22 protein-coding genes are annotated in these 20,029 nt (G+C 72.7%); 4 read left to right on the top strand and 18 right to left on the bottom strand.

The window, feature by feature from the left end:
* Positions 1–103: 103 nt before the first annotated feature.
* The 8 genes from rpsO to AB0J55_RS36940 form a co-directional block, all read right to left on the bottom strand.
* Positions 104–373, bottom strand: coding sequence for a 30S ribosomal protein S15 (gene rpsO, locus AB0J55_RS36975; protein ID WP_003084034.1), 270 nt, complete (start codon positions 371–373; stop codon positions 104–106).
* A 132-nt stretch (positions 374–505) separates the two neighbouring features.
* A complete protein-coding gene (thpR, locus tag AB0J55_RS36970) occupies positions 506–1,009 on the bottom strand; it encodes an RNA 2',3'-cyclic phosphodiesterase (protein ID WP_364259633.1) in 504 nt (167 codons plus the stop codon).
* Entirely contained in the window at positions 1,009–1,482 is a 474-nt protein-coding gene (locus tag AB0J55_RS36965) for a helix-turn-helix transcriptional regulator (RefSeq protein WP_003084028.1), read from the bottom strand. The genes thpR and AB0J55_RS36965 overlap by 1 nt, the downstream gene beginning before the upstream one ends.
* 79 nt (positions 1,483–1,561) lie before the next feature.
* Positions 1,562–2,545 (bottom strand): bifunctional riboflavin kinase/FAD synthetase, encoded by a 984-nt coding sequence (locus AB0J55_RS36960; RefSeq protein ID WP_364259630.1) that lies wholly within the window; start codon positions 2,543–2,545, stop codon positions 1,562–1,564.
* Positions 2,546–2,572: 27 nt separating this feature from the next.
* Entirely contained in the window at positions 2,573–3,478 is a 906-nt protein-coding gene (gene truB, locus AB0J55_RS36955; RefSeq protein ID WP_364259627.1) for a tRNA pseudouridine(55) synthase TruB, read from the bottom strand.
* A gap of 216 nt (positions 3,479–3,694) precedes the next feature.
* Positions 3,695–5,017, bottom strand: coding sequence for an MFS transporter (locus AB0J55_RS36950; protein ID WP_364259624.1), 1,323 nt, complete (start codon positions 5,015–5,017; stop codon positions 3,695–3,697).
* A gap of 191 nt (positions 5,018–5,208) precedes the next feature.
* On the bottom strand, positions 5,209–6,528 hold the full coding sequence (locus AB0J55_RS36945) for an MATE family efflux transporter (RefSeq protein ID WP_364260165.1): 1,320 nt from the start codon (positions 6,526–6,528) through the stop codon (positions 5,209–5,211).
* Between the two features lie 57 nt (positions 6,529–6,585).
* Complete coding sequence (locus AB0J55_RS36940; protein WP_364259621.1) at positions 6,586–7,575, bottom strand: bifunctional oligoribonuclease/PAP phosphatase NrnA; 990 nt, start codon at positions 7,573–7,575, stop codon at positions 6,586–6,588.
* 25 nt (positions 7,576–7,600) lie between these two features.
* Here AB0J55_RS36940 and AB0J55_RS36935 point away from each other — a divergent pair, with 25 nt between their 5' ends.
* Positions 7,601–8,647 (top strand): SAM-dependent methyltransferase, encoded by a 1,047-nt coding sequence (locus AB0J55_RS36935; protein WP_364259618.1) that lies wholly within the window; start codon positions 7,601–7,603, stop codon positions 8,645–8,647.
* Here AB0J55_RS36935 and AB0J55_RS36930 read toward each other — a convergent pair.
* Both AB0J55_RS36930 and AB0J55_RS36925 read right to left on the bottom strand, forming a co-directional pair.
* A complete protein-coding gene (locus tag AB0J55_RS36930) occupies positions 8,637–9,776 on the bottom strand; it encodes an SPFH domain-containing protein (RefSeq protein WP_364259615.1) in 1,140 nt (379 codons plus the stop codon). The genes AB0J55_RS36935 and AB0J55_RS36930 overlap by 11 nt on opposite strands.
* 18 nt (positions 9,777–9,794) lie before the next feature.
* Positions 9,795–10,022, bottom strand: coding sequence for a hypothetical protein (locus tag AB0J55_RS36925; protein ID WP_003084005.1), 228 nt, complete (start codon positions 10,020–10,022; stop codon positions 9,795–9,797).
* Positions 10,023–10,176: 154 nt separating this feature from the next.
* On the opposite strand from AB0J55_RS36925, the gene AB0J55_RS36920 reads away from it, so the two are divergent.
* Both AB0J55_RS36920 and AB0J55_RS36915 read left to right on the top strand, forming a co-directional pair.
* The gene (locus AB0J55_RS36920; protein ID WP_364259612.1) at positions 10,177–10,719 is read left to right on the top strand and encodes a helix-turn-helix domain-containing protein; all 543 of its coding nucleotides are present in this window, start codon (positions 10,177–10,179) and stop codon (positions 10,717–10,719) included.
* On the top strand, positions 10,716–11,333 hold the full coding sequence (locus AB0J55_RS36915) for a class I SAM-dependent methyltransferase (protein ID WP_364259609.1): 618 nt from the start codon (positions 10,716–10,718) through the stop codon (positions 11,331–11,333). The genes AB0J55_RS36920 and AB0J55_RS36915 overlap by 4 nt, the downstream gene beginning before the upstream one ends.
* Here AB0J55_RS36915 and AB0J55_RS36910 read toward each other — a convergent pair.
* The 8 genes from AB0J55_RS36910 to rimP all read right to left on the bottom strand — a co-directional run bounded on the left by AB0J55_RS36910 (position 11,330) and on the right by rimP (position 18,878).
* Positions 11,330–12,154, bottom strand: coding sequence for a DinB family protein (locus AB0J55_RS36910; protein ID WP_364259606.1), 825 nt, complete (start codon positions 12,152–12,154; stop codon positions 11,330–11,332). The genes AB0J55_RS36915 and AB0J55_RS36910 overlap by 4 nt on opposite strands.
* Positions 12,151–12,969, bottom strand: coding sequence for an alpha/beta hydrolase-fold protein (locus tag AB0J55_RS36905; protein ID WP_364259603.1), 819 nt, complete (start codon positions 12,967–12,969; stop codon positions 12,151–12,153). Before AB0J55_RS36905 ends, AB0J55_RS36910 begins: the two co-directional genes overlap by 4 nt.
* Positions 12,970–12,972: 3 nt before the next feature.
* Entirely contained in the window at positions 12,973–13,449 is a 477-nt protein-coding gene (gene rbfA / locus AB0J55_RS36900; protein WP_364259600.1) for a 30S ribosome-binding factor RbfA, read from the bottom strand.
* 19 nt (positions 13,450–13,468) lie between these two features.
* Positions 13,469–13,762 carry a DUF503 domain-containing protein gene (locus AB0J55_RS36895; protein ID WP_091315631.1) on the bottom strand — a complete coding sequence of 98 codons (294 nt, stop codon included), beginning with the start codon at positions 13,760–13,762 and terminating at the stop codon, positions 13,469–13,471.
* 69 nt (positions 13,763–13,831) lie between these two features.
* The gene (gene infB / locus AB0J55_RS36890; RefSeq protein WP_364259596.1) at positions 13,832–16,828 is read right to left on the bottom strand and encodes a translation initiation factor IF-2; all 2,997 of its coding nucleotides are present in this window, start codon (positions 16,826–16,828) and stop codon (positions 13,832–13,834) included.
* 78 nt (positions 16,829–16,906) lie between these two features.
* Positions 16,907–17,224 carry a YlxR family protein gene (locus AB0J55_RS36885; protein WP_364259593.1) on the bottom strand — a complete coding sequence of 106 codons (318 nt, stop codon included), beginning with the start codon at positions 17,222–17,224 and terminating at the stop codon, positions 16,907–16,909.
* Between the two features lie 77 nt (positions 17,225–17,301).
* Positions 17,302–18,348, bottom strand: a complete 1,047-nt coding sequence (gene nusA / locus AB0J55_RS36880) for a transcription termination factor NusA (protein WP_364259590.1) — start codon at positions 18,346–18,348, stop codon at positions 17,302–17,304.
* Positions 18,345–18,878: a ribosome maturation factor RimP gene (gene rimP, locus AB0J55_RS36875; RefSeq protein ID WP_364259587.1), complete on the bottom strand. Its 534-nt coding sequence runs from the start codon at positions 18,876–18,878 to the stop codon at positions 18,345–18,347. Before rimP ends, nusA begins: the two co-directional genes overlap by 4 nt.
* A gap of 108 nt (positions 18,879–18,986) precedes the next feature.
* Between rimP and AB0J55_RS36870 the strand changes: the two genes are divergently transcribed.
* Positions 18,987–19,922, top strand: coding sequence for a ferritin-like domain-containing protein (locus tag AB0J55_RS36870; protein WP_364259584.1), 936 nt, complete (start codon positions 18,987–18,989; stop codon positions 19,920–19,922).
* The last annotated feature ends 107 nt before the right edge of the window (positions 19,923–20,029 follow it).

Here is a 20,029-nt window from a genome sequence, read left to right as displayed (position 1 = left end):
TCCCGGGAACCACTACCGAGGACCGGCGGACGGACCCTCGTGCGCGCTCGCGCCGTTTTGTGACGAGGGGGAGCGACCGCGTGGTCACTCCCCCTCGGTAAAGCTATCGGCGCAGGCCGAGGCGCTGGATCAGCGCACGGTAACGCTCGATGTCCACCTTCATCACGTAGTTCAGCAGCCGGCGGCGACGGCCGACCAGCAGCAGGAGCCCGCGACGCGAGTGGTGGTCGTGCTTGTGAGCCTTGAGGTGCTCGGTGAGGCCGACGATGCGCTTGGTGAGCAGCGCCACCTGGGCCTCGGGGGATCCGGTGTCCGAGTCGTGCACGCCGTACTCGGCCAGGATCGACTTCTTCTCTTCGGTGGACAGCGCCACTTGTGTTGCTCCTCGAGATAATCAGTGCCGTGCGGCCCCGGACGCCGGATGCACGCCGGGAAGACGGTCACGGCCGCCACGGACTGCAGCCGGACCCGATCGTTGAGGTTACCAGCCCGCTGAACAGGCTCTTCAGCCGCGGTCCAGCGCGAAGGCCCTGGCCACCCGGTACCGGGGACCACCCGCCTCGCGCTCGCTGGTCATCAGCGTCACTTCCGCGGCGCGCCACCACCGGCTCGTGAAGCTCCCGAGACCTTTGGTCCAACGCGCGGCGAGCCCGGGTTCTTCCCGGGGGAAGCGCGCGAGCGTCAGGTGGGCCCGGTAGGGCCTCGGTTCGGCGTCGGCGCCCGCGGCGTGCGCGAGCGGCGTCAGCTCCGATCCGGCGGCAGTCAACCACAGCACCCCGGGGAACGTCGCGGCCTTTTCCAGCCGGACGTCGACGGCCGGGCGGCCGGCCAGCCGCTCGCCCAGCCAGGCGGCGCGGGTCTCGACGTCGTCCTGCCCGTAGTAGGCGAGGGTGATGTGCCAGCGCCCGGGCGGCTCCCAGCGGAGGCCGTCGCCCGGGGTCCCGACGGCTTCCGTGATCGCTTCGGCGACGTCGGCCGGCGGGAGCAGCGCGCTGAACAGGACCGGCATCAGGAGCCGTTGCCCGCCCGGCGGAGCAGGTCGGCGATGGCCGGGAACTCGTCGTCGAGGCGCTTGGCGGCCTCGCCCAGGTCCTCGTCCTCGGCCAGGTCGCGCAGGTAGGCCAGGACCTTCTGGTCCTCGTTGACCACCGGGATGTTGTCGCGGCCGACGGTGGGACGGGAGTCGCGGACGTCCTCCATCGCCGCCAGCATCGCCTCGCGGTTGCCCGCCGCGACCTCGGGCACGAGGATCTTGCGCTCGAGCATGATCATCCTGGCCAGCACGACCGGGTTGCCGATCTTCGCCCGCCGCCCGCTCATCACCTGGCTGAGCATGGGGGCGCTGATCCCGAGGACTTCGGCCAGGAACGCCTGCGAAACGTCGAACGCGACGACGAGCCGGCGCACGCGGTCGCCGAGCGGCTCCCCGTACCACTCGCGCTGCAACGCGATGTTCCGCTGGACGATCTTGTGGTCCTCCACCAGTTCCGCTCCCCTAAACCCCGTGCACACGTCCGTAGGCATCTTGCCACCGCCGTCACGGGCGTGACCGCGTTATCCCCTATTCGTCCCCGGTCAGGGCGTCCGGGGGCAGTTCGAGTGCCTTTCTCGTCTCCACGACGTCGTCGTCGATCTGCGCGACCAGCCCGGCCGAGTCGGCGAACCGCACCTGGTCGCGCAGCCGCGTCACGAAGTCGATGGCCACGTGCTGGCCGTAGAAGTCCTCGTCGACGTCGAGGACGAACGCCTCGACGGTCCGCTCGCGCCCGGAGAACGTCGGGTTGGTGCCCACCGAGACCGCGGCGCGCAGCCGGCGCGCCGGGTCAGCCGAACGGGTGAACCACGCGCTGTAGACGCCGTCGGCCGGGACGGCGGCGAAGCGCGGGGTCGACAGGTTCGCCGTCGGGTAGCCCAGGTCGTGGCCGCGGCCGACACCGCGGACGACGATGCCCTCCAGCCGGTGCGGGCGGCCGAGCGCCTCGGCGGCGGCGACCACGTCACCGGCGTCGATGCACGACCGGACGTAGGTGCTCGAGAAGGTGATGGCCGACTGGTCCTCTTCGGACAGTTCCTTGCCCTGCAGCTCGGCGCCGTAGGCGGCGAAGCCGAACCGGCGGCCGAGGGTGCGCAGCAGCTCGACGTTGCCGGCCGCCTTGGCGCCGAAGGTGAAGTTGTCGCCGACGATCACCGCGGCCGCGTGCAGCCGGTCGACCAGCACCTCGTGCACGAACTCCTCCGGCAGCAGCCGGGACAGCTCGAGGGTGAACGGCAGCACGCAGAAGACGTCGATGCCGAGGCTCTCGACGATCTCGGCCTTGCGCCGCAGCGTCGTCAGCTGCGCCGGGTGGCTGCCCGGGCGCAGGACCTCCGACGGGTGCGGGTCGAAGGTCAGCATGACGCTCGGCAGGCCGCGCTCGGCGGCCGCCGCCACCGTCCGGCCGATCAGCTCCTGGTGCCCGCGGTGGACACCGTCGAACACGCCGATGGTGACCACGCACCGGCCCCAGCTGCCGGGGAGGTCCCCCAGTCCACGCCACCGCAGCACGTCACACTCCCGTCTCTCGAGCCCACCCTAGGCGGGCAGCAACACGACAACCGCGCGGGACACGCCTTGTTCGTCGGCGGCCAGGGCGAGCACCCGGCCGTCGGGCCCGAAGAGCCCGTAGGTGCCTTCGATGCCCGCCGCCGGGATGCGCTGGCCGTGGCGGACCGCCTTGGCCGTGGCGGCGTCGAGGTCGCGGCGCGGGAACGCGGCGGCGACGGCGGCGTCGAGGTCGAGGCTCAGTTCGGGCTGCTCTTCGAGCTGGTCGAGGGTCCTCGCCTTGGCGAGGGTGAAGGGGCCGACGGTGGTGCGCCGGAGGGCCTGCAGGTGGCCGCCGACGCCGAGGTCGGCGCCGAGGTCGCGGGCGAGCGCGCGGACGTAGGTGCCGGAGGAGCACTCGACGACGGCGTCGACCTCGATGTGGTCGTCCTCGTGCCGGATGCCGAGGACGTCGAAGCGGTAGACGGTGACCGGGCGGGCCGGGATGACGACGTCCTCGCCGGCGCGGACCCTGGCGTAGGCGCGCTTGCCGTCGATCTTGACCGCGCTGACCGCGCTGGGCACCTGCTGGATGTCGCCGGTGAGCTTTCCGACGCCCTTGGCGATGTCTTCGTCGGTGGTGTGTTCCGTGTCCGCCGTGGTGAGGACTTCACCCTCGGCGTCGTCGGTGGTGGTGCTGCTGCCGAGGCTGAGGGTGGCCAGGTAGGTCTTGCGGTCCAGGGCCAGGTGGCCGAGCAGCTTGGTGGCGCGCTCGATGCCGAGCACCAGGACGCCGGTGGCCATCGGGTCGAGCGTGCCGGCGTGCCCGACCTTGCGGGTGCCCATGATCCGCCGCGCACGGGCGACGACGTCGTGCGACGTCATGCCGGCGGGCTTGTCGACGATGAGCAGGCCGGGAGGCGGGGCGGGGCGGCGGGGCGGTTTCGGGCTCGACACGCGGCAAACCCTATCGGCCGCTGGTCGCGAATCGATCAGGCCGCTCGGCTGGCCGCCGAGCGGGAAGCGGCCGCCCGGCCGGGCGGCACTGATCGCGCGGGCGCTGGCCGCCCGAGAACGGCGGGGTCGCCGCGGGCCGCCTGCCCACGAGCGGCGAGGTTGCCGCGGGCGTGCCTGCCTGCAAGCGGCGGGCGTCCGCGGTGGCGCCGGCGCCGGTCAGGCCGCGACGATCGGCGTCTCCGGGAGAGCCGCGTCCCAGCGGCGGCGGGTGATGCGCACCGGGAGCTCCTCGCCGCGGGCCTCGGCGAGGAACAGGTGGGTGCGGGTGCGGCGCCACCACACGAGCATCCGGAACGTGCCGAAGGCCAGCACCGCGACCAGCGCCAGCAGCGACAGCCGGAAGCTGCCGCCCGTCCACTGCAGGAGCACGCCGACCGCGAGCGCGGCGAACGTCGTCGCCACGAAGCCGCCGACGTTGACCACGCCGGTCGCCGTGCCGACGCGGCTGAGGGGGTTGTAGTCGCGGGCCAGCGCGAAGCCGATCATCGACGCCGGGCCGCCGAGGGCGAGGAAGGCGAACGCGGGCACCAGCACCGGCAGCGGCACCCGGCCCGGCCAGCCCAGCAGCACCGCCCAGACCAGCGCGGCCCCGCCGATGTAGCCGCCGACCAGCGGCATCCGCAGCGACGGACGCCGTCCGATCAGGCCACCGAGCAGCGGGCCGCCCGCCATCGACCCGAAGACGAACACCGTGAGCATCGCGCTCGCCGTCGCCTTCGACTGGCCCTGGCCCTGCACCAGCCACGGGACGCCCCAGAGCAGCGTCAGGGCGTTCGGGGCGAACATCGTGCTGAAGTGGACCCAGAAGCCCAGGCGCGTCCCCGGCGTCCGCCAGGCCTCGGCGACCTGGCCGGCGAGCTCGCGCGGGCGGACGGCTTCGCGGACGGGCGGCTGTTCGCCCGCCGGGACGTCACGGACCCGGAGCGTCACGACCAGGGTGTACAGGACGGTGACGGCGCCGACGGCGAGGAAGGTCGGGGTCCAGCCGGCGCTGTCGAGGACGAGGGCCAGCGGGACGGTCGCGGCGAGGTTGCCGATGTAGCCGACGGCGGCGGTGAACGACGTCAGGAGTGCGTACTGGCGGCCCGGGAAGTGGGCCGCGACCAGGCGCAGGACGCTGACGAAGGTGAGCGCGTCGCCGAGGCCGAGGACGCCGCGGGCGAGCAGGCCGAGACCGTAGGAGTGGGCCACGCCGAGCAGGAGCTGACCGGCGCCGAGGACCAGCACGGCGACGGTGAGGACGCGGCGCGGACCGTAGCGGTCGACCAGGACGCCGGTCGGGATCTGCATCGCGGCGTACACGCCGACCTGCAGGACGGTGAAGGTGCCGAGCGCGGCCGCGCCGACGCCGAAGCGCTCGGCGGCCTGCAGCCCGGCGACCCCGAACGACGTCCGGTGGAAGACGGCGAGGAGGTAGACGGTGACGGCGGCGAGCCAGATCAGCCAGGACCGGGCGGTGGCACGGCCGGTGGCGGGCACAGGTTCCTCCAGGGTGGGGCGAGTTCGGGGCGCAGGACGCCCACGCTGCCGTCCCTACTACTTGTATCGCCTAAGCAACCACGATCCATAGCCGTGGGACGGGTGGTTTTCCCCACAGGTAACGGGCATCACCCGTGCTCAGCGGGGCATCACGCGTGATCGGGGAGGCATCTCGCGTGATCGGAGGGGCATCACGCGGGGCGGGTGGCGCCGGTCACGGCCCAGTTTCCGGAGCGCCAGCGGGCCAGGACCGCGGCCAGGCGGAGGAGCATGAAGAGGGAGAGGCCGGTCCAGATGCCCGTCAGGCCCCAGCCGAAGCCGAGGGACGCCCAGATCAGCGGGAGGAAGCCCAGCGCCGCGCTGCCGAGGGTCGCGTTGCGGAGGAAGGCCGCGTCGCCCGCGCCCAGCAGCACGCCGTCCAGGGCGAAGACGACCCCCGCGATCGGCTGGAGGGCCACGAAGAACCACCAGGCGTGCGGGATCTCCGCCAGGACGCCCGGGTCGGACGTGAACGCGTGCGGCAGCACCCACGACAGCGCCGCGAACAGCACACCCAGGAAGCACCCCATCAGCAGCCCGTACCCGGTGATCTGGGACGCCACCCCGCGCGCCTGCCGCGCCGAGCCCGCCCCCAGCGCGGCCCCGACCAGCGACTGCGCGGCGATCGCCACCGAGTCCAGCACCAGCGCGAGGAACGTCCACAGCTGCAGCACCACCTGGTGCGCCCCGACCGCCTCGGTCGACGTCCGGGCCGCCACCGCGGCCGCCGAGATGAAGCACGCCTGGAACGCCAGGCTGCGCAGCACCAGGTCGCGGCCCAGGCCGAGCTGGGCGAGCATCACCTTGAAGTCGGGCCGCAGCCCCGCCTTCTCGCGCACCAGCGCGGCGAAGAACAGGGACGCCGAGATCACCTGCGCGGCGACGTTCGCGATCGCCGAACCCTCCAGGCCGAGCCCGGCCCAGTACACGAGCACCGGGCACAGCACGGCCGAGATCCCGTTGCCGGCCAGCACGTACCGCAGCGGCTTCGCGGCGTCCTGCACCCCGCGCATCCAGCCGTTGCCGGCCATCGTGACCAGGATGAACGGCGCTCCGAACAGCGCGATCCGCACCCACGACACGGCGGCCGACGCGATCTCGTCACTGCCCGACAGCACCCGCGCGACCGGCCAGGCCAGCAGCTGGCCCGCGGCCAGCACGACGAGCCCGACGAACACCGCCAGCCACGTGGCCTGGACGCCTTCGCGGACCGCGTCGGCCCGGCGGCCGGCGCCGTGCAGCCGCGCGGTGCGGGACGTCGTGCCGTACGACAGGAACGTCAGCTGGCTCGACACCTGGGCCAGCACGACGCCGCCGAGCGCGAGCCCGGCCAGCGACAGCGCGTCGAGGTGACCGACCACGGCCGTGTCGACCAGCACGTACAGCGGCTCGGCGGCCAGCACCCCCAGCGCGGGCACGGCCAGGCCCAGCACGCGCTTCGCCGGAACCCGCTCGGTCTCCTCCACATTCACCACGAACCGGACTCTAACCGCCGCCACCGACAGGTTCCGGCCGAAGGGAAGCCCCGCTCACAGCAGCGGCGCCCGCTCCAGCGCCTCCCGCAGCCCCGCGACGACCTCGTCGGCCGAGCCCGCGATGGTGCAGCCCGCGGCCTGCCGGTGCCCGCCGCCGCCGAACTCCGCCGCCACCGCCGAGACGTCGATGCCGATGCTGCGCAACGAGATCTGCCACTGCCCGGGCTGCGCCGGGTCCTGTTTGAGCACCGCCGCGACGGCCGCCTCGCGCACCGAGCGGACGACGTCGATGACCGACTCGACCTCTTCGCCGCGGACCGTGCGCGCGGCTTCGACGGGAACCACCGCGTGCACGAAACCCCGGCCCTGCGCGGCTTCCGGCTCAAGCCGGGCCTCGCGCAGCACTGACGACAGCATCGGCAGCCACGAAAACGGGCGCTCGTCGACGATCCGCCGCACCACCGCTTCCGGGTCCACCCCCGCCTCCAGCAGCCGGGCCGCCATCCGGTGCGTGTCCGGGCTCGCCCGGCGGAACCCGCTCGTGTCCGTGACGATCCCCGCGTAGAGCCCGCGCGCGATCGGCTCGTCCAGCGCGGCACCCAGCTCCTCGAGGATCCGGAACACGAGGACGGCGCTGGCCTCGGCGCGCTCGTCGACGACGTGGCAGGTGCCGTAGAACGTGTTGGTCGCGTGGTGGTCGATCACCAGTACCGCACCGGCGAGTTCGACGCGCCCGGCGAGCCGGCCGAGCCGCTTCGGCGTCGGCGTGTCGACGCAGACGAGCAGCCCGTCGGTGTCCGGCAGGGCGTCCGGGTGCGTCAGCAGGCCGTCGTCGTCGAGCCACCGCAGCGTCTCCGGCGCTTCGTCCGGCTCGCCGAAGGAGACGCGCACCTTCGCGCCGCGCTGCCGCAGCGCCCGGCCGAGGGCGAGCGCGCTGCCCAGCGCGTCCGCGTCGGGCCGGACGTGCCCGAGCACCGTCACGTCGGCCGCCGACGCGAGCAGCGCCGCGGCGTCCCGGATGTCCTGCGCCAAAGTAGGGGTCACGGTGCGTCACGCTACGCTCTGCGGGATGCCTGAGTACGCGATGCTGGTCTACCCCTCGGCCAACCGGGTCTACGCCGCCTCCGCCCCCGCGCTGCTGCGCGCCGAGCTGGCGGTGTTCGGCGCGGGCCTGGCCGCCGAGCTGTCCGCGATCGAGGAGGTCGAGCTCGGCGGCGTCGGCTACGTCCGGTTCACCAGCTCGGCGCCCCTGGACGGGCGCGACCTCGCGCTGCTGTCGAACCTCTCGTCGCTGTATGCGCTGTTCGAGCTGGGTGACGGCGTCCTCCGTCCGGTGCAGGTGACACCGCTGGCGAAGGCCGACTCGGACCTGCTGACCATCCAGAAGTACGCGGGCAAGACGAACGAGCTGTTCACCAAGCTCCTGGTGAACGTCACGCTGATGGCGGCCGCGGACCCGTTCTCGGACCGGCCGAAGTACCTGCTCGACCCGTTGTGCGGCCGCGGCACCACGCTCAACCAGGCGATGATGTACGGCCTGCACGCGACCGGCCTGGACGTCGACGCCAAGGACTTCGAGGCCTACGAGGCGTTCATCAAGACGTGGCTGCGGAACAAGCGCGTGAAGCACACCGCCGAGTCGGGACAGCTGCGGCGCAACAAGGTCCGGCTCGGCCGCCGCCTCGACATCGAGTACGCGCTGGACAAGGAAGCGTACAAAGCGGGCGACACGCGCAAGCTCACCTACTTCAACGCCGACACGCTGACCACCGACGAGGTGCTGCGGGCGAACTCGTTCGACGTGATCGTCACCGATGCGCCGTACGGCGTCCAGCACGGCAGCCACCGCGAAGCCGGTCTGCAGCGCAGCCCGCGCGACCTGCTCGCGGCGGCCGTTCCGGTGTGGACGCGGGTGCTGCGGCCCGGCGGGGCGCTCGGCATCTCGTGGAACACGACGGTGCTGCCGCGAGAGGAGCTCGTCGAGGTGCTCCGCAAGGCCGGGCTGGACGTGCGCGAAGGCGGGCCGTGGGACGAGTTCGCCCACCGCGTCGACCAGGCCATCCTGCGCGACCTGGTCGTCGCGGTGAAACCCGCTTCCCGGAACGCTACTGCGTGAGTTCCGCCGGGGCCTGGCCGTTCTCCGCCGGCGCACCGGCGGGCGCGGGCGGCGTGCTCAGGCCGCGCTTCACCGAGTCCAGAATGGACAGTCCCTGGCCGACGAGCCCGGCGGCCATCTCGCCGAGGCCGTCGGCGCCGTTGAGGATGTTGACGTTCGCCCCCGACAGCCCCCGGCCGGCTTCCTTGACGATCTGCGGCAGCTGGTCGATGAGCATCCGGTCGAGCGCGACGCGGTTGTGCGACGCGGCCGCCTCCGCCTGGATGCGCATCTTCTCCGCCTCGGCGACCGCCAGGATGCGGATCCGCTCGGCTTCGGCGTCGGCCGGCTTGATCACCTCGGCCACGAGCTGCTGCTGCCGCAGCTCGGCTTCGCGCTGGGCCAGCTCGGTGCGCGCGTCGATGACCTCCTGCTGCGCCTTCGCCTGCGCGAGCGGGCCGGCCTGAGCCGCCTCGGCCTGCGCCGCTTCGACCTCGGCGCGGTACTGCGCCTGCACGATCGACGTCTGCCGGGCGTACTCGGCCTGCGTCCGCTGCGACTCCTGCTCGGCTTCCGCCGCGGTCTTGTTCGCGACCGCCTGGGCGATCTGGGCGTCCCGCTGGATGGCCGCGTTGTGCGGCGCGGCCATCGCGGCGATGTAGCCGAGCTTCATGTCGTCGATCGACTGGATCTGCAGGGCGTCGACGGTGAGGCCGATCTTCGCCATCTCCACCGCCGAGCCGTCGAGCACCTCGGTGGCGAGCTTCTGCCGCTCGGTGATGATCTCCTCGACGGTCATCGACCCGATGATGGACCGCAGGTGGCCGGCGAAGATCCGGCCGGTCAGCACGGACATCTGGTCCTGGTCGGAGAGGAACCGCTGGCCGGCGTTGACGATGCTCTCGGTGTCGTTGCCGACCTTGAACGCGATCACCGCGCGGACCGTCAGGGCGATGGCCTGCTTGGTGACGCACACTTCGGTCACCTCCGCCTCGCACATCGCGAGCGTGAGGAACCGGACTTTCCGGAAGACGGGCATGACGAACGCACCGTGGCCGGTGACCACCCGGAACGGCGACGCGCCCTTGCTGTTCTTGCCCCCGGAGATCAGCATCGCCTCGTTGGGAGCCGGCACACGATAACCGAACATCGACTGTCCTTCTGCGAACTAGGAAGCAGGATCCGAGGCGTCCCACGCCACGACGTCGACCGTGCGCCGGCCCCGGGTTTCCACGACCAGGACGGTCGTGCCCTTCGGCAGCTCCGTGTCGGACCAGGCAAGGAAGGTTTCCAGGCCACCCCTGATCCTGATCAGCACCTCCCCGGGGCCCCGCTGCCCGCGGGTGCCGACCAGGAGGACTCCGGTGCGGCCGGACGGGGAGAGATCGGAGTGCATGGGTGCCGACCTCCCTCGGTGGCGGCCTCGGTGCGGGTTCACCCCCGCTGGTCCCATTGTGCTCCCGGCGGGCGCGCGAAGCGGGCACTGTGAGGTTCCGATCAGGAGGCAACCAGGCGGGCCGCTCAGGCGTACACGGCTATACTCGCGGACTGTGACCGTCGAGCAACGCCCGCTGCGCGCGGACGCCCGCCGCAACCGGGAAGCGCTGGTCGCGGCGGCACGGGAAGTGTTCCGCGCCAAGGGTGTCGACGCCCCGCTCGACGAGATCGCCCGCCGCGCCGGGGTCGCGATCGGCACCCTCTACAACCGGTTCCCGACGCGGGCGGACCTCGTCGAAGCCGCTTTCCTGCCGACGCTGCAGGAAGCCGAGGGCGTCTTGGCGGAAGCCCTCGCGTGCGAAGACCCGTGGGACGGTTTCGTCCTGTTCGTCGAACGTTCGGTGCAGATGCAGGTTTCCGACCGCGGCTTCACCCAGGTGTGCTCGCGGGCGTTCGACCCGGCGTCGGGGCTGGAGAAGGCCAAGCAGGCCAACGCTTCCCGGATGCAGCGGATCGTGTCGCGTGCCCAGGACGCGGGGGTGCTGCGGCCCGACTTCCGGCTCGTGGACTTCGCGGTGGTGTTCGCGGCGGCGTCCGCGGCGCCGGACTGGCGGCGCGGGCTCGCCCTGGTCCTCGACGGCCTGCGTCCGCGATGACCTGGCTCGCGGACACGGCCACGTCCTACGACACGGTGGCGTCGAGTTACGCCGAGTTCGTGTCCGACGCCCTCGAGAAGCAGCCGTATCTCCGGGCGGCGCTGACGCTGTTCGCGTCGCAGGTCGACGGGCCGGCGGTGGACGTCGGCTGCGGCCCGGGGCACTTCACGGCGTACCTGGCTTCGCTGGGCGTCGGCGCCTCCGGCATCGACCTCTCACCGGGCATGATCGACCTCGCCCGCCGGTCGCACCCGGAACTGCGGTTCGAGGTGGGCTCGATGACCGACCTCGCCCTGCCCGAGGCGTCGGTCGCTGGCGTCCTGGCGTCCTGGTCGCTGATCCACGTCCCGGACGAATCGGTGCCGGTGGCGCTGGGCCACTTCCACCGCGTGCTGCGGCCGGGCGGGGTGCTCATGATCGGCTACCACGTCGGCGCGGGCACGCGGCGCAAAACCGAGGGCTACGGCGGGCACCCGATGCGGGTCGACGTGCACCTCCGGCAGCCGTGGTGGCTGGCGCGGCGGGTGCGGGAAGCCGGGTTCACCGTGGAAGCGGAATGGCTGCTGAGGCCGGAAGCCGAGGTGCCGTCGGCGATCCTGTTCGCCCGGCGTTAGGGCTGGCCTGCCTCGAGCACCGCAAGGTCGCGGGTGGCGTAACGGTGGTGCTCGGCTTCTTCCTTCAGCACCACCTTGAGGCAGCGGCGCACGACGTACTCCTCGTCGGGATACGGGTCGGCCGGCTTGCGACCGCAGACCCGGTCGAGTCCGGCCGGGGTGAGCCCGCCGACGACCCGCCGCATCGCGGCCATGCGGGCGAGTCTCGGCGCGAGCACCTCGTCGAGCGTCGGAGTGGCTTCGAGGGTGAGGCCGAGCTTCGCCGCGTCCTCGGGCGGCATTCCCCCGGCGGGCAGGCCCAGCGAGTGGTAGGGCGCTTCCTCCTCGAGCACGGCGTTGCCGAGCCAGGCATCGGAGGCGAACAGCAGGTGCCGTTGCGTCTCGCCGAACGACCACTCGCCGTCGACGCGCTCGTGCAGTTTGCCCTCGGGCAGCAGCCTCGCCCGGTCGAGCGTCGCGGCCCACCTGGTCTCGATGGCGGTCCCCTGGGCGTATTCGGAGACCATCGGAGCAGTCTGCCCGGCATCGGCGCCCTGGGCGAACGCCTGCGGCCTCCAGGCCGCCGTACAGGGGCCGAGGGTGCCGGTGATGTCCCACGCCTGGTCGAACACCAAGGTCGCCGGGGCGATCCAGAACGTGAAGTGCTTCCGGCGCCGGGCCGGCTCGACCCAGCGGACGATATAGTCCAGGTCCAGCAGCAGCCGGCCCGGCGGGAGGTCGTCGTCGTCCTCGACGAGGGCGGCCGCGTGGACGCGGCAGTCGTGCCAGCCCATCTGCGCGAAGTCGGCGTCGGTCCAGACGGCTTGGGACACCTCGGTCACGACAGGCGCTCCCCCACGAACTTCAGGACTTCCGGCAGTACGCCCCGCCAGTATTCGTCGTCGTGCCCGCCCGGGGAAAACCGGGACACCGTGGGCGAAACCGCCTTCACCAGCCGGCGGTCCGCGCCCAGGAACGGGTCCGACTCGCCGCACCACACGCCCAACGCTCCGGGGCGCAGATCGGCGGTGTGCAGCAACGGTTCGGAATCCCGCCAGTTGGCCTCGTCCGCGAAGACCTTGCGGCTGCGGGCGTCCGGCCAGCTGACGAACAGCGCCGCGCTCGCCGTGGCCACCGCCTTGAGGTCCGGGTGCGCCCGAGCGAACCGCAGCGCGCCGAAGCCGCCCATGGAAATGCCGAACACCGCCGACGGCGGACGCAGGTCGCGGGCGGCCAGCCAGCCCGGGACCTCGTCGGTGAGCATGCGCTGCGGGTCGTCGTCGCCACCGACGTTCACCCAGTAGTGGTCGCCGTCGATCGCCGCGACGGCGAACGGTGGGGTGCCCGCGCGGACCGCCGCCGTCAGCAGGTCCGGCACGCCCAGCTGGAGGAACGTGCGAGCCCGGGCGCCGCGGCCGTGCAGGGCCAGGCACACGGGCAAGCCCGCGGCCGGGACGCCTTCAGGCGTGATCAGCACCAGGTCGACGTCGGTGCCGCGGGCCGCCGAGCGCAGACGCTGGACTGTCACCGGCCCGGGCGGCGCCGTCGGCCGGGACGGTGGCGGCACCGCCGGCGGGCCGGGCGGGGGCTCGGCAGCCGAGCAGCCCGCCAGCAGCGCCAGTGCGCTGCCGGCGAGCAGGCCGCGGCGGGAAAGCACGGGTCAGCCCCGGCTCTCCTCCTCCGCGAACTCGTCTTCGTCCACTTCTTCGCGCGGGGCCTTGTACGGGTCGGCGTCGCCCGCGTGCTGGGCCTCGGCCGCGCGGCGCGCGACCTCCGCGTCGGCCTCACGGGCCTTCGCGAGGAGGTCCTCGATGCGCTTCGACTCTTCGGGGATGGTGTCCGCGACGAACGTCAGCGTCGGCGTGTAGCGGACGCCGGTGCCCTGCCCGACCTTCGTGCGCAGCACGCCGCGCGCCGATTCGAGGGCGGCCGCCGCACCGGCGAAGTCCGGGACGGAGTCCAGCTTCTCGCCGAGGACCGTGTAGTACACCGTCGCGTCGTGCAGGTCGCCGGTGACCTTTGTGTCCGTGATGGTCACGTAGTCCAGCCGGGGGTCCTTGACCTCGTGCTCGATCGCCGACGCGACGATCTGCGAGATCCGCTTGGCGAGCTTGCGGGCCCGAGCAGGATCGGCCATGTCGTTCTCCTAGGGAAATCTAATCGTCCGGTCCGAGCAGCCGGCGGCGCGCGGAGAGCAGTTCGAACTCCGGCCGGCTCGCCACGTACCGCTCACACGAGTCGAGCACGTCCCGGACGTGCTCGCCACCTTCGGCGACCACGGCCACCCCGATGAGGGTCCGGCGATGCAGGTCGGCGTGCCCGGCTTCGGCCACCGACACAGCGAAGCGCTTGCGCACCTCGGCCAGCACCGGACGAACCACGGATCGCTTCTGCTTCAGCGAATGGACGTCGCCGAGCAGGATGTCGAGCTCGAGAGCTCCGACGAACATAGGCAGTTTTGGTGTGTAGTAGGGAGACACCGGGTGTGCGCGAGAACGCACACCCGGTGCCGGACTTCCTTACGCGCGGGGCTTTTCGCGCTGCTCGTACGTCTCGATCACGTCGTCGACCTTGATGTCGCCGTACGAACCGAGCGTCAGACCGCACTCGTAGCCCTCGCGGACCTCGACCACGTCGTCCTTGAACCGCCGCAGCGAGCTGATCGGCAGGTTCTCCGCCACGACGGTGCCGTCGCGGAGCAGACGCGCCTTGGCGTTGCGCCGGATCTCGCCGGACATGACCAGGCAACCCGCGATCGTGCCGATCTTGGAGGACTTGAAGACCTCGCGAACCTCCGCGCGGCCCAGCTCGACCTCTTCGTACTCCGGCTTGAGCATGCCCTTGAGGGCCTGCTCGATCTCGTCGATCGCCTGGTAGATGACCGTGTAGTACCGGACGTCGACGCCCTCGCGGGTGGCCCGCTCGGTCGCCTTGCCCTGGGCGCGGACGTTGAACCCGAGGACGATCGCGTCGGACGCGGTCGCCAGGTCGATGTCCGACTCGGTCACGCCACCGACACCGCGGTGGACCACGTTCAGCTCGACCTCGTCGCCGACGTCCAGCTGGAGCAGCGAGGCTTCGAGGGCCTCGACCGTACCCGAGTTGTCACCCTTGATGATCAGGTTGAGGCTGTTCGTCTCCTTCAAGGCGGAGTCGAGGTCCTCGAGGCTGACCCGCTTGCGGCGCGACGCGTTGAGCGCGTTCCGCGTGCGAGCCGACCGGCGCTCGGCGATCTGCCGGGCGACGCGGTCCTCGTCGACCACCAGGAAGGTGTCGCCCGCGCCGGGCACCGACGTGAAGCCGATGACCTGGACCGGACGCGAGGGCAGCGCCTCGGTGACGTCGACGTTGTGCTCGTCGACCATCCGGCGGACGCGGCCGTAGGCGTCACCCGCCACGACCGAGTCACCGACGCGCAGCGTGCCGCGCTGGACCAGGACGGTGGCCACCGGGCCGCGGCCGCGGTCGAGGTGCGCCTCGATCGCGACACCCTGGGCCTCCATGTCCGGGTTGGCCCGGAGGTCCAGAGCGGCGTCCGCGGTCAGCAGGATCGCCTCGAGCAGGCCGTCGATGTTGATGTTCTGCCGCGCGGAGATCTCGACGAACATCGTGTCGCCGCCGTACTCCTCGGCGACCAGGCCGTACTCGGTCAGCTGCTGCCGGATCTTGTCCGGGTTCGCGCCTTCCTTGTCGATCTTGTTGATCGCGACCACGATCGGGGCCTTGGCGGCCTGCGCGTGGTTGATCGCCTCGACCGTCTGCGGCATCACACCGTCGTCGGCCGCCACCACGATCACCGCGATGTCGGTCGAGTTCGCACCACGGGCACGCATGGCGGTGAACGCCTCGTGACCCGGGGTGTCGATGAAGGTGATCAGGCGCGGGTTGCCCTCGAGCTCGGTCTCGATCTGGTACGCACCGATGTGCTGCGTGATGCCGCCGGCCTCGCTCTCGCGGACCTTCGTCTTCCGGATCGTGTCGAGCAGGCGGGTCTTACCGTGGTCGACGTGACCCATGATGGTCACGACGGGCGGCCGGACCTGCAGGTCCTCTTCCTCGCCGGAGTCTTCGCCATACGTGATGTCGAAGGTCTCCAGGAGTTCGCGGTCCTCCTCCTCGGGGCTGACGACCTGAACGTTGTAGTTCATTTCGCCGCCGAGCAGCTCGAGGATGTCGTCCGACACCGACTGCGTCGCGGTGACCATCTCGCCGAGGTGGAAGAGCACCTGCACCAGCGAAGCCGGGTTGGCGTCGATCTTCTCGGCGAAGTCGGTCAGCGAGGCACCGCGCGGCAGCCGGATCGTCTCGCCCTGGCCCTTGGGCAGGCGGACGCCGCCGACGCTGGGCGCCTGCATGTTGTCCATGTACTCCTGGCGCTTCTGCCGCTTCGACTTGCGGCCCTTGCGCGAGGGACCACCGGGGCGCCCGAAGGCACCCGCGGTACCGCCACGGCCACCGGGGCCGCCACGGCCGCCGCCGCCACCGCGGAAGCCGCCGCCACCGGCCGGGGCGCCGCCCCCACCGGGACCGCCGCCACCCGGGCGGAAGCCGCCGCCACCGCCGCCGCCACCGGGGCCGCCGCGGAAGCCACCGCCGCCGCCACCGCCACCGGGACCGCCGCGGAAACCGCCGCCGCCACCGGGACGACCGCCGCCACCGGGGCCGCCACGGGCACCGCCACCGGGGCCACCGCGGGCGCCGCCACCGGGACCGGCGGGACGCTGCGTGCGGCCCGGCATCATGCCGGGGTTCGGCCGCGGGGGCATGTTGCCCGGGCTCGGCCGGTTGCCACCGGCGCCACCACCCGGCCGCGGGGCCGGACGGTCACCGCCGGCGCCACCGCCGGGACGCGGGGGCCGGTTGTCGCCGCCCTGGCCGCCACCGGGGCGCGGGGCCTGCGGACGCGGGGCCGGGGCGCCGGAACCGACGCCGAACGGGTTGTTGCCGACGCGCGGCGTGCGCGGGCCGGGCTTGGGACCGCCGGGCTTGGGGCCCTGCGGCTTCGGCGGGACGACCGAACCGGTGCCCTGGGCGGGCGCGGCCGGGGTGTCCTGCTTCGGAGCGGCCGGAGCCTCGGCTTTGGCGGCCGGGACCTGCTGCTGGGGTGCGGGCGCGGCGGGCTGCTGACGCGGGCCGGGCCGCGGACCGGGGCGCTGCCCCGGGGTGGCCGGCTTCGCCGCCGCGGGCGCCTGCTGCTGGGGTGCGGCCGGAGCCGCCTGGACCGACGGAGCCGGAGCCGCCTGGGCCGCCGGAGCCTGCTGGGCAGGCGCGGGGGGCTTCGGGGCGGCGGGCCCGGGCTTGGCGGCCGGCGGCCCGGGGCGCGCCGACGGACCGGGGGTGGGCTTCTTGGCGCCCTTGGGCGCATACGCGTCGCGGAGACGGCGGGCGACGGGCGCCTCGACCGTGGACGACGCGGACTTGACGAACTCGCCCTGTTCCTTCAACTTCGCGAGCACGTCCTTGCTGGTGATGCCGAGCTCCTTCGCGAGCTCGTGTACGCGGGCCTTGCCTGGCACAACTCTCCTCATCTAGGGGAGGCCAGGCGGAAAACCCGCTGACCTCGTCCTTATTGTCTGACGCTCATGGCTTCAGCTTCACGGCTGACTCATGACGGGTCGACCTGCTTCCTTGCTTCCTCGCGACCCCGGGGACATCCCGGGTTCGTGGTGCGGGGTGGTGCGCCCGACGTGCTCGCGGACCTCGCGGGCGTCGAGCGCCCCGGGAGCCCGCAGGGCCCTCGGGAAGGCTCGCCGCCGTTCGGCCTTGGCCAGGCAGTCCGGGTCGGGGTGCAGCCAAGCCCCCCGGCCCGGCAGCCGCCGACGTTCGTCGACGACCACCCGCCCGGCCACCGCGACCACGCGCAGCAGCTCACCGATCAATGCCCGCCGCTTGCAGCCGACACAAGTCCGCACCGGGGAATTCCGGTGGGGCTGGTGCTCGGCTACCCGCCGCGGGCTTCGAACCACTCCTGAGTCTAGCGCTTCGACCTTCACTCAGCCGAACCGGTTGTCGCGGCGGGCCGCGACGGACGGGCGTGGTCTTGATCACCCTCGTCGTCCGCCGGTGCGGCGTCGCTGCGGATGTCGATCCGCCAGCCGGTCAGGCGGGCGGCGAGGCGGGCGTTCTGGCCCTCCTTGCCGATCGCCAGCGACAGCTGGAAGTCCGGCACCACGACGCGGGCGGTCTTCGCCCGCTCGTCCACGACTCGTACGGAAACAACCTTCGCGGGCGACAGCGCATTCCCGACGAAGCGGGCCGGATCCTCGGAGTAGTCGATGATGTCGATCTTCTCGCCGGCCAGCTCGCTCATCACGTTGCGCACGCGCGCGCCGACCGGGCCGATGCAGGCGCCCTTGGCGTTGACGCCCGGCACGGTCGACTTGACCGCGATCTTCGTGCGGTGCCCGGGCTCGCGCGCCACGGCGGCGATCTCGACCGTCCCGTCGGCGATCTCCGGCACCTCGAGCGCGAACAGCTTGCGCACCAGGTTCGGGTGCGAGCGCGAGAGCGTGATCTGCGGGCCGCGGTTGCTGCGCGAGACCGTGACCACGTACGCCTTGATCCGGCTGCCGTGCTCGTAGGACTCCCCGGCGACCTGCTCGCCGGACGGCAGCACGCCCTCGGTGTCACCCACCTGGACCACGACCATGCCGCGCGCGTTCGCGCGGGCGTCGCGCTGGATGACGCCGGCGACGATCTCGCCCTCCTTGGTGGAGAACTCGCCGAAGGTCTTCTCGTGCTCGGCGTCGCGCAGCCGCTGCAGGATGACCTGGCGCGCGGTGGTGGCGGCGATCCGGCCGAAGCCCTCGGGTGTGTCGTCCCACTCCTCGTCGACCTGGCCGTCGTGGGTCAGCGTGTGCGCGAGCACGCGCACCAGGCCCGTCTTGCGGTCGATGTCGATGCGGGCGTGCGGCTGGTGGCCCTCGGTGTGCTTGTACGCGGTGAGCAAGGCCGTCTCGATGGCCTCGATCACCGTTTCGAAGGGGATGTCCTTGTCCCGTTCGATCGCCCGCAGCGCGGCGATGTCGACGTTCACTTCGACCCCTTCTCCGTCTCGGCCGCGATCAAGCCGGACGCGTCGTCTTCGAGCAGTTTCAGGTCCTCGGCGGGCGGCTGCTTGAACTCGATCTCCACGACCGCCTTCGCCACGTCGGCGTAGCGGACGTCGCGGATCTTGCCGCCTTCGAGGACGCGGGCGGCGGACTCGCCCGCGTGGCCGACCCGGCCGATGAACGCCGCGCCGTCGGCCGGGGTGACCTTGACCAACCGGAACCGCGCGCGCCGCCAGTGCCGGGCCTGGGTGAGCGGGCGGTCGAGCCCCGGCGAGGTGACCTCCAGCGTGTAGGCGCTCGCCAGCACGTGGTCGTTCTCGTCGAGAGCCGCCGAAACCTTGCGGCTGACCTCGGCGACCTCGTCCAGCCCGACCCCGTCGTCGGCGTCGACGACGACCTTGACCAGCTGCCGCCGGCCGGCCTGCTGCACCTCGAACGAGTCGAGGTCGAAACCCGCGGCGGTGACGGCTTCGGCCACTATCGGCTGAAGCCGGCTGGCGAGTTCTCCTGGCACGTGGGGCTCTCCTCGGTTGCGCGGTCGGTGGTGGACCAGCTTATCCGGTCGCCCGCTCGGCCCGCGCGAGCGGCGGGGCCGCCCCGGGGCCTGGCAGGATGGGGCGGCGTGACCGGAAGACCGACCGAGCTGACCCGCCGGACCGCCCTCCGCGCGGGGGCGCTGGCCGCACTGGCCGTTCCCCTCGCCGCCTGCGGGCCGGGCTACGACGAAAGCCCCGATCCGCTGCAGCCGCTGCTGGCCGCCGCCCGTGCGGACGCCGACGCCGCGCGGGCGCTGGCCAAGGGCGCGGACGCCGACGCCGCCGGCCAGCTCGCCGACGCGCGCGCGGCACACGCGGCCGCCCTGAAGTCCGAAGTGGACCGGCTGAACCGGCCCACGCCGTCGCCGTCACCGGCGCCTCCGGCGCCCGCGGCGCTGGGCGACCTCAAAGACCGGCTGGCAGCCGCGCGCAAGCAGGCCGAAGACCTGGTGCCCGGGCTGCCGCGCTACCGCGCCGGGCTGGTCGCCGCGGTGGCGGCGGGCTGCGCGGCGCTGCAGCGCACCGCCCCGGCGCTCGGCCCCGGCGAGGACGCCCCGAAGCCGCCGGCCGCGGCCTCCGGTGCGGTGCCACCGGAGGCGGTGGACCCGCTGCAGGGGGCGCTGGCCGCCGAGCACGCGGCGGTCTGGGTGTACGGGCTGGTCAGCGCCTTCCTGCCGGGCGACTTCGGCGACGCCGAGAAGAGCGGCGCGGCGGAGCACGCCCTGCGCCGTGACCTCCTGCAGACGATGCTCTCGGCGGCCGGGGCGACGCCGGTCGCGCCGGAGGCCGCGTACGTGCCGAAGAACCCGGTGACGGACGCGAAGTCGGCGTCACAGGTGGTGGCGACGGCCGAGGCGGACTGCGCGTCGGCCTGGCTGGCGGTGGTGAACCACACCGACGACGCGGGCCTGCGCACGACGGCCCTGCACGCGCTGGTCGCCGCCTCCCGCCGTGGCACGCCCTGGCGCTCGGAGGCCGGCGAGAAGCCGGTCGCGATCGCCATGCCGGGCCAGAACTCCTGACTCCGGCTCAAACACCCGGTGTGGGGGGGGGGGGGGGGGGGTCCGCCAGACCCCCCCCAAAGCGCCGCGGGTAAGAGAGGCAAGGAGGAGACAACGATCTATGGTAA

It is taken from the genome of Amycolatopsis sp. NPDC049688, assembly GCF_040674975.1.
GTDB lineage: Bacteria > Actinomycetota > Actinomycetes > Mycobacteriales > Pseudonocardiaceae > Amycolatopsis.
The sequence above is the reverse complement of the archived record's forward strand: the minus strand, read 5'-3'. Positions and strand labels throughout refer to the sequence as shown.

Coding starts and splice junctions, on each gene's coding strand:
- thpR (WP_364259633.1), bottom strand. CDS start 1,009: ATGCCGGTCCTGTTCAGCGCGCTGCTCCCGCCGGCCGACGTCGCCGAA.
- AB0J55_RS36935 (WP_364259618.1), top strand. CDS start 7,601: ATGCCTGAGTACGCGATGCTGGTCTACCCCTCGGCCAACCGGGTCTAC.
- AB0J55_RS36930 (WP_364259615.1), bottom strand. CDS start 9,776: ATGTTCGGTTATCGTGTGCCGGCTCCCAACGAGGCGATGCTGATCTCC.
- AB0J55_RS36925 (WP_003084005.1), bottom strand. CDS start 10,022: ATGCACTCCGATCTCTCCCCGTCCGGCCGCACCGGAGTCCTCCTGGTC.
- AB0J55_RS36915 (WP_364259609.1), top strand. CDS start 10,716: ATGACCTGGCTCGCGGACACGGCCACGTCCTACGACACGGTGGCGTCG.
- rbfA (WP_364259600.1), bottom strand. CDS start 13,449: ATGGCCGATCCTGCTCGGGCCCGCAAGCTCGCCAAGCGGATCTCGCAG.
- AB0J55_RS36895 (WP_091315631.1), bottom strand. CDS start 13,762: ATGTTCGTCGGAGCTCTCGAGCTCGACATCCTGCTCGGCGACGTCCAT.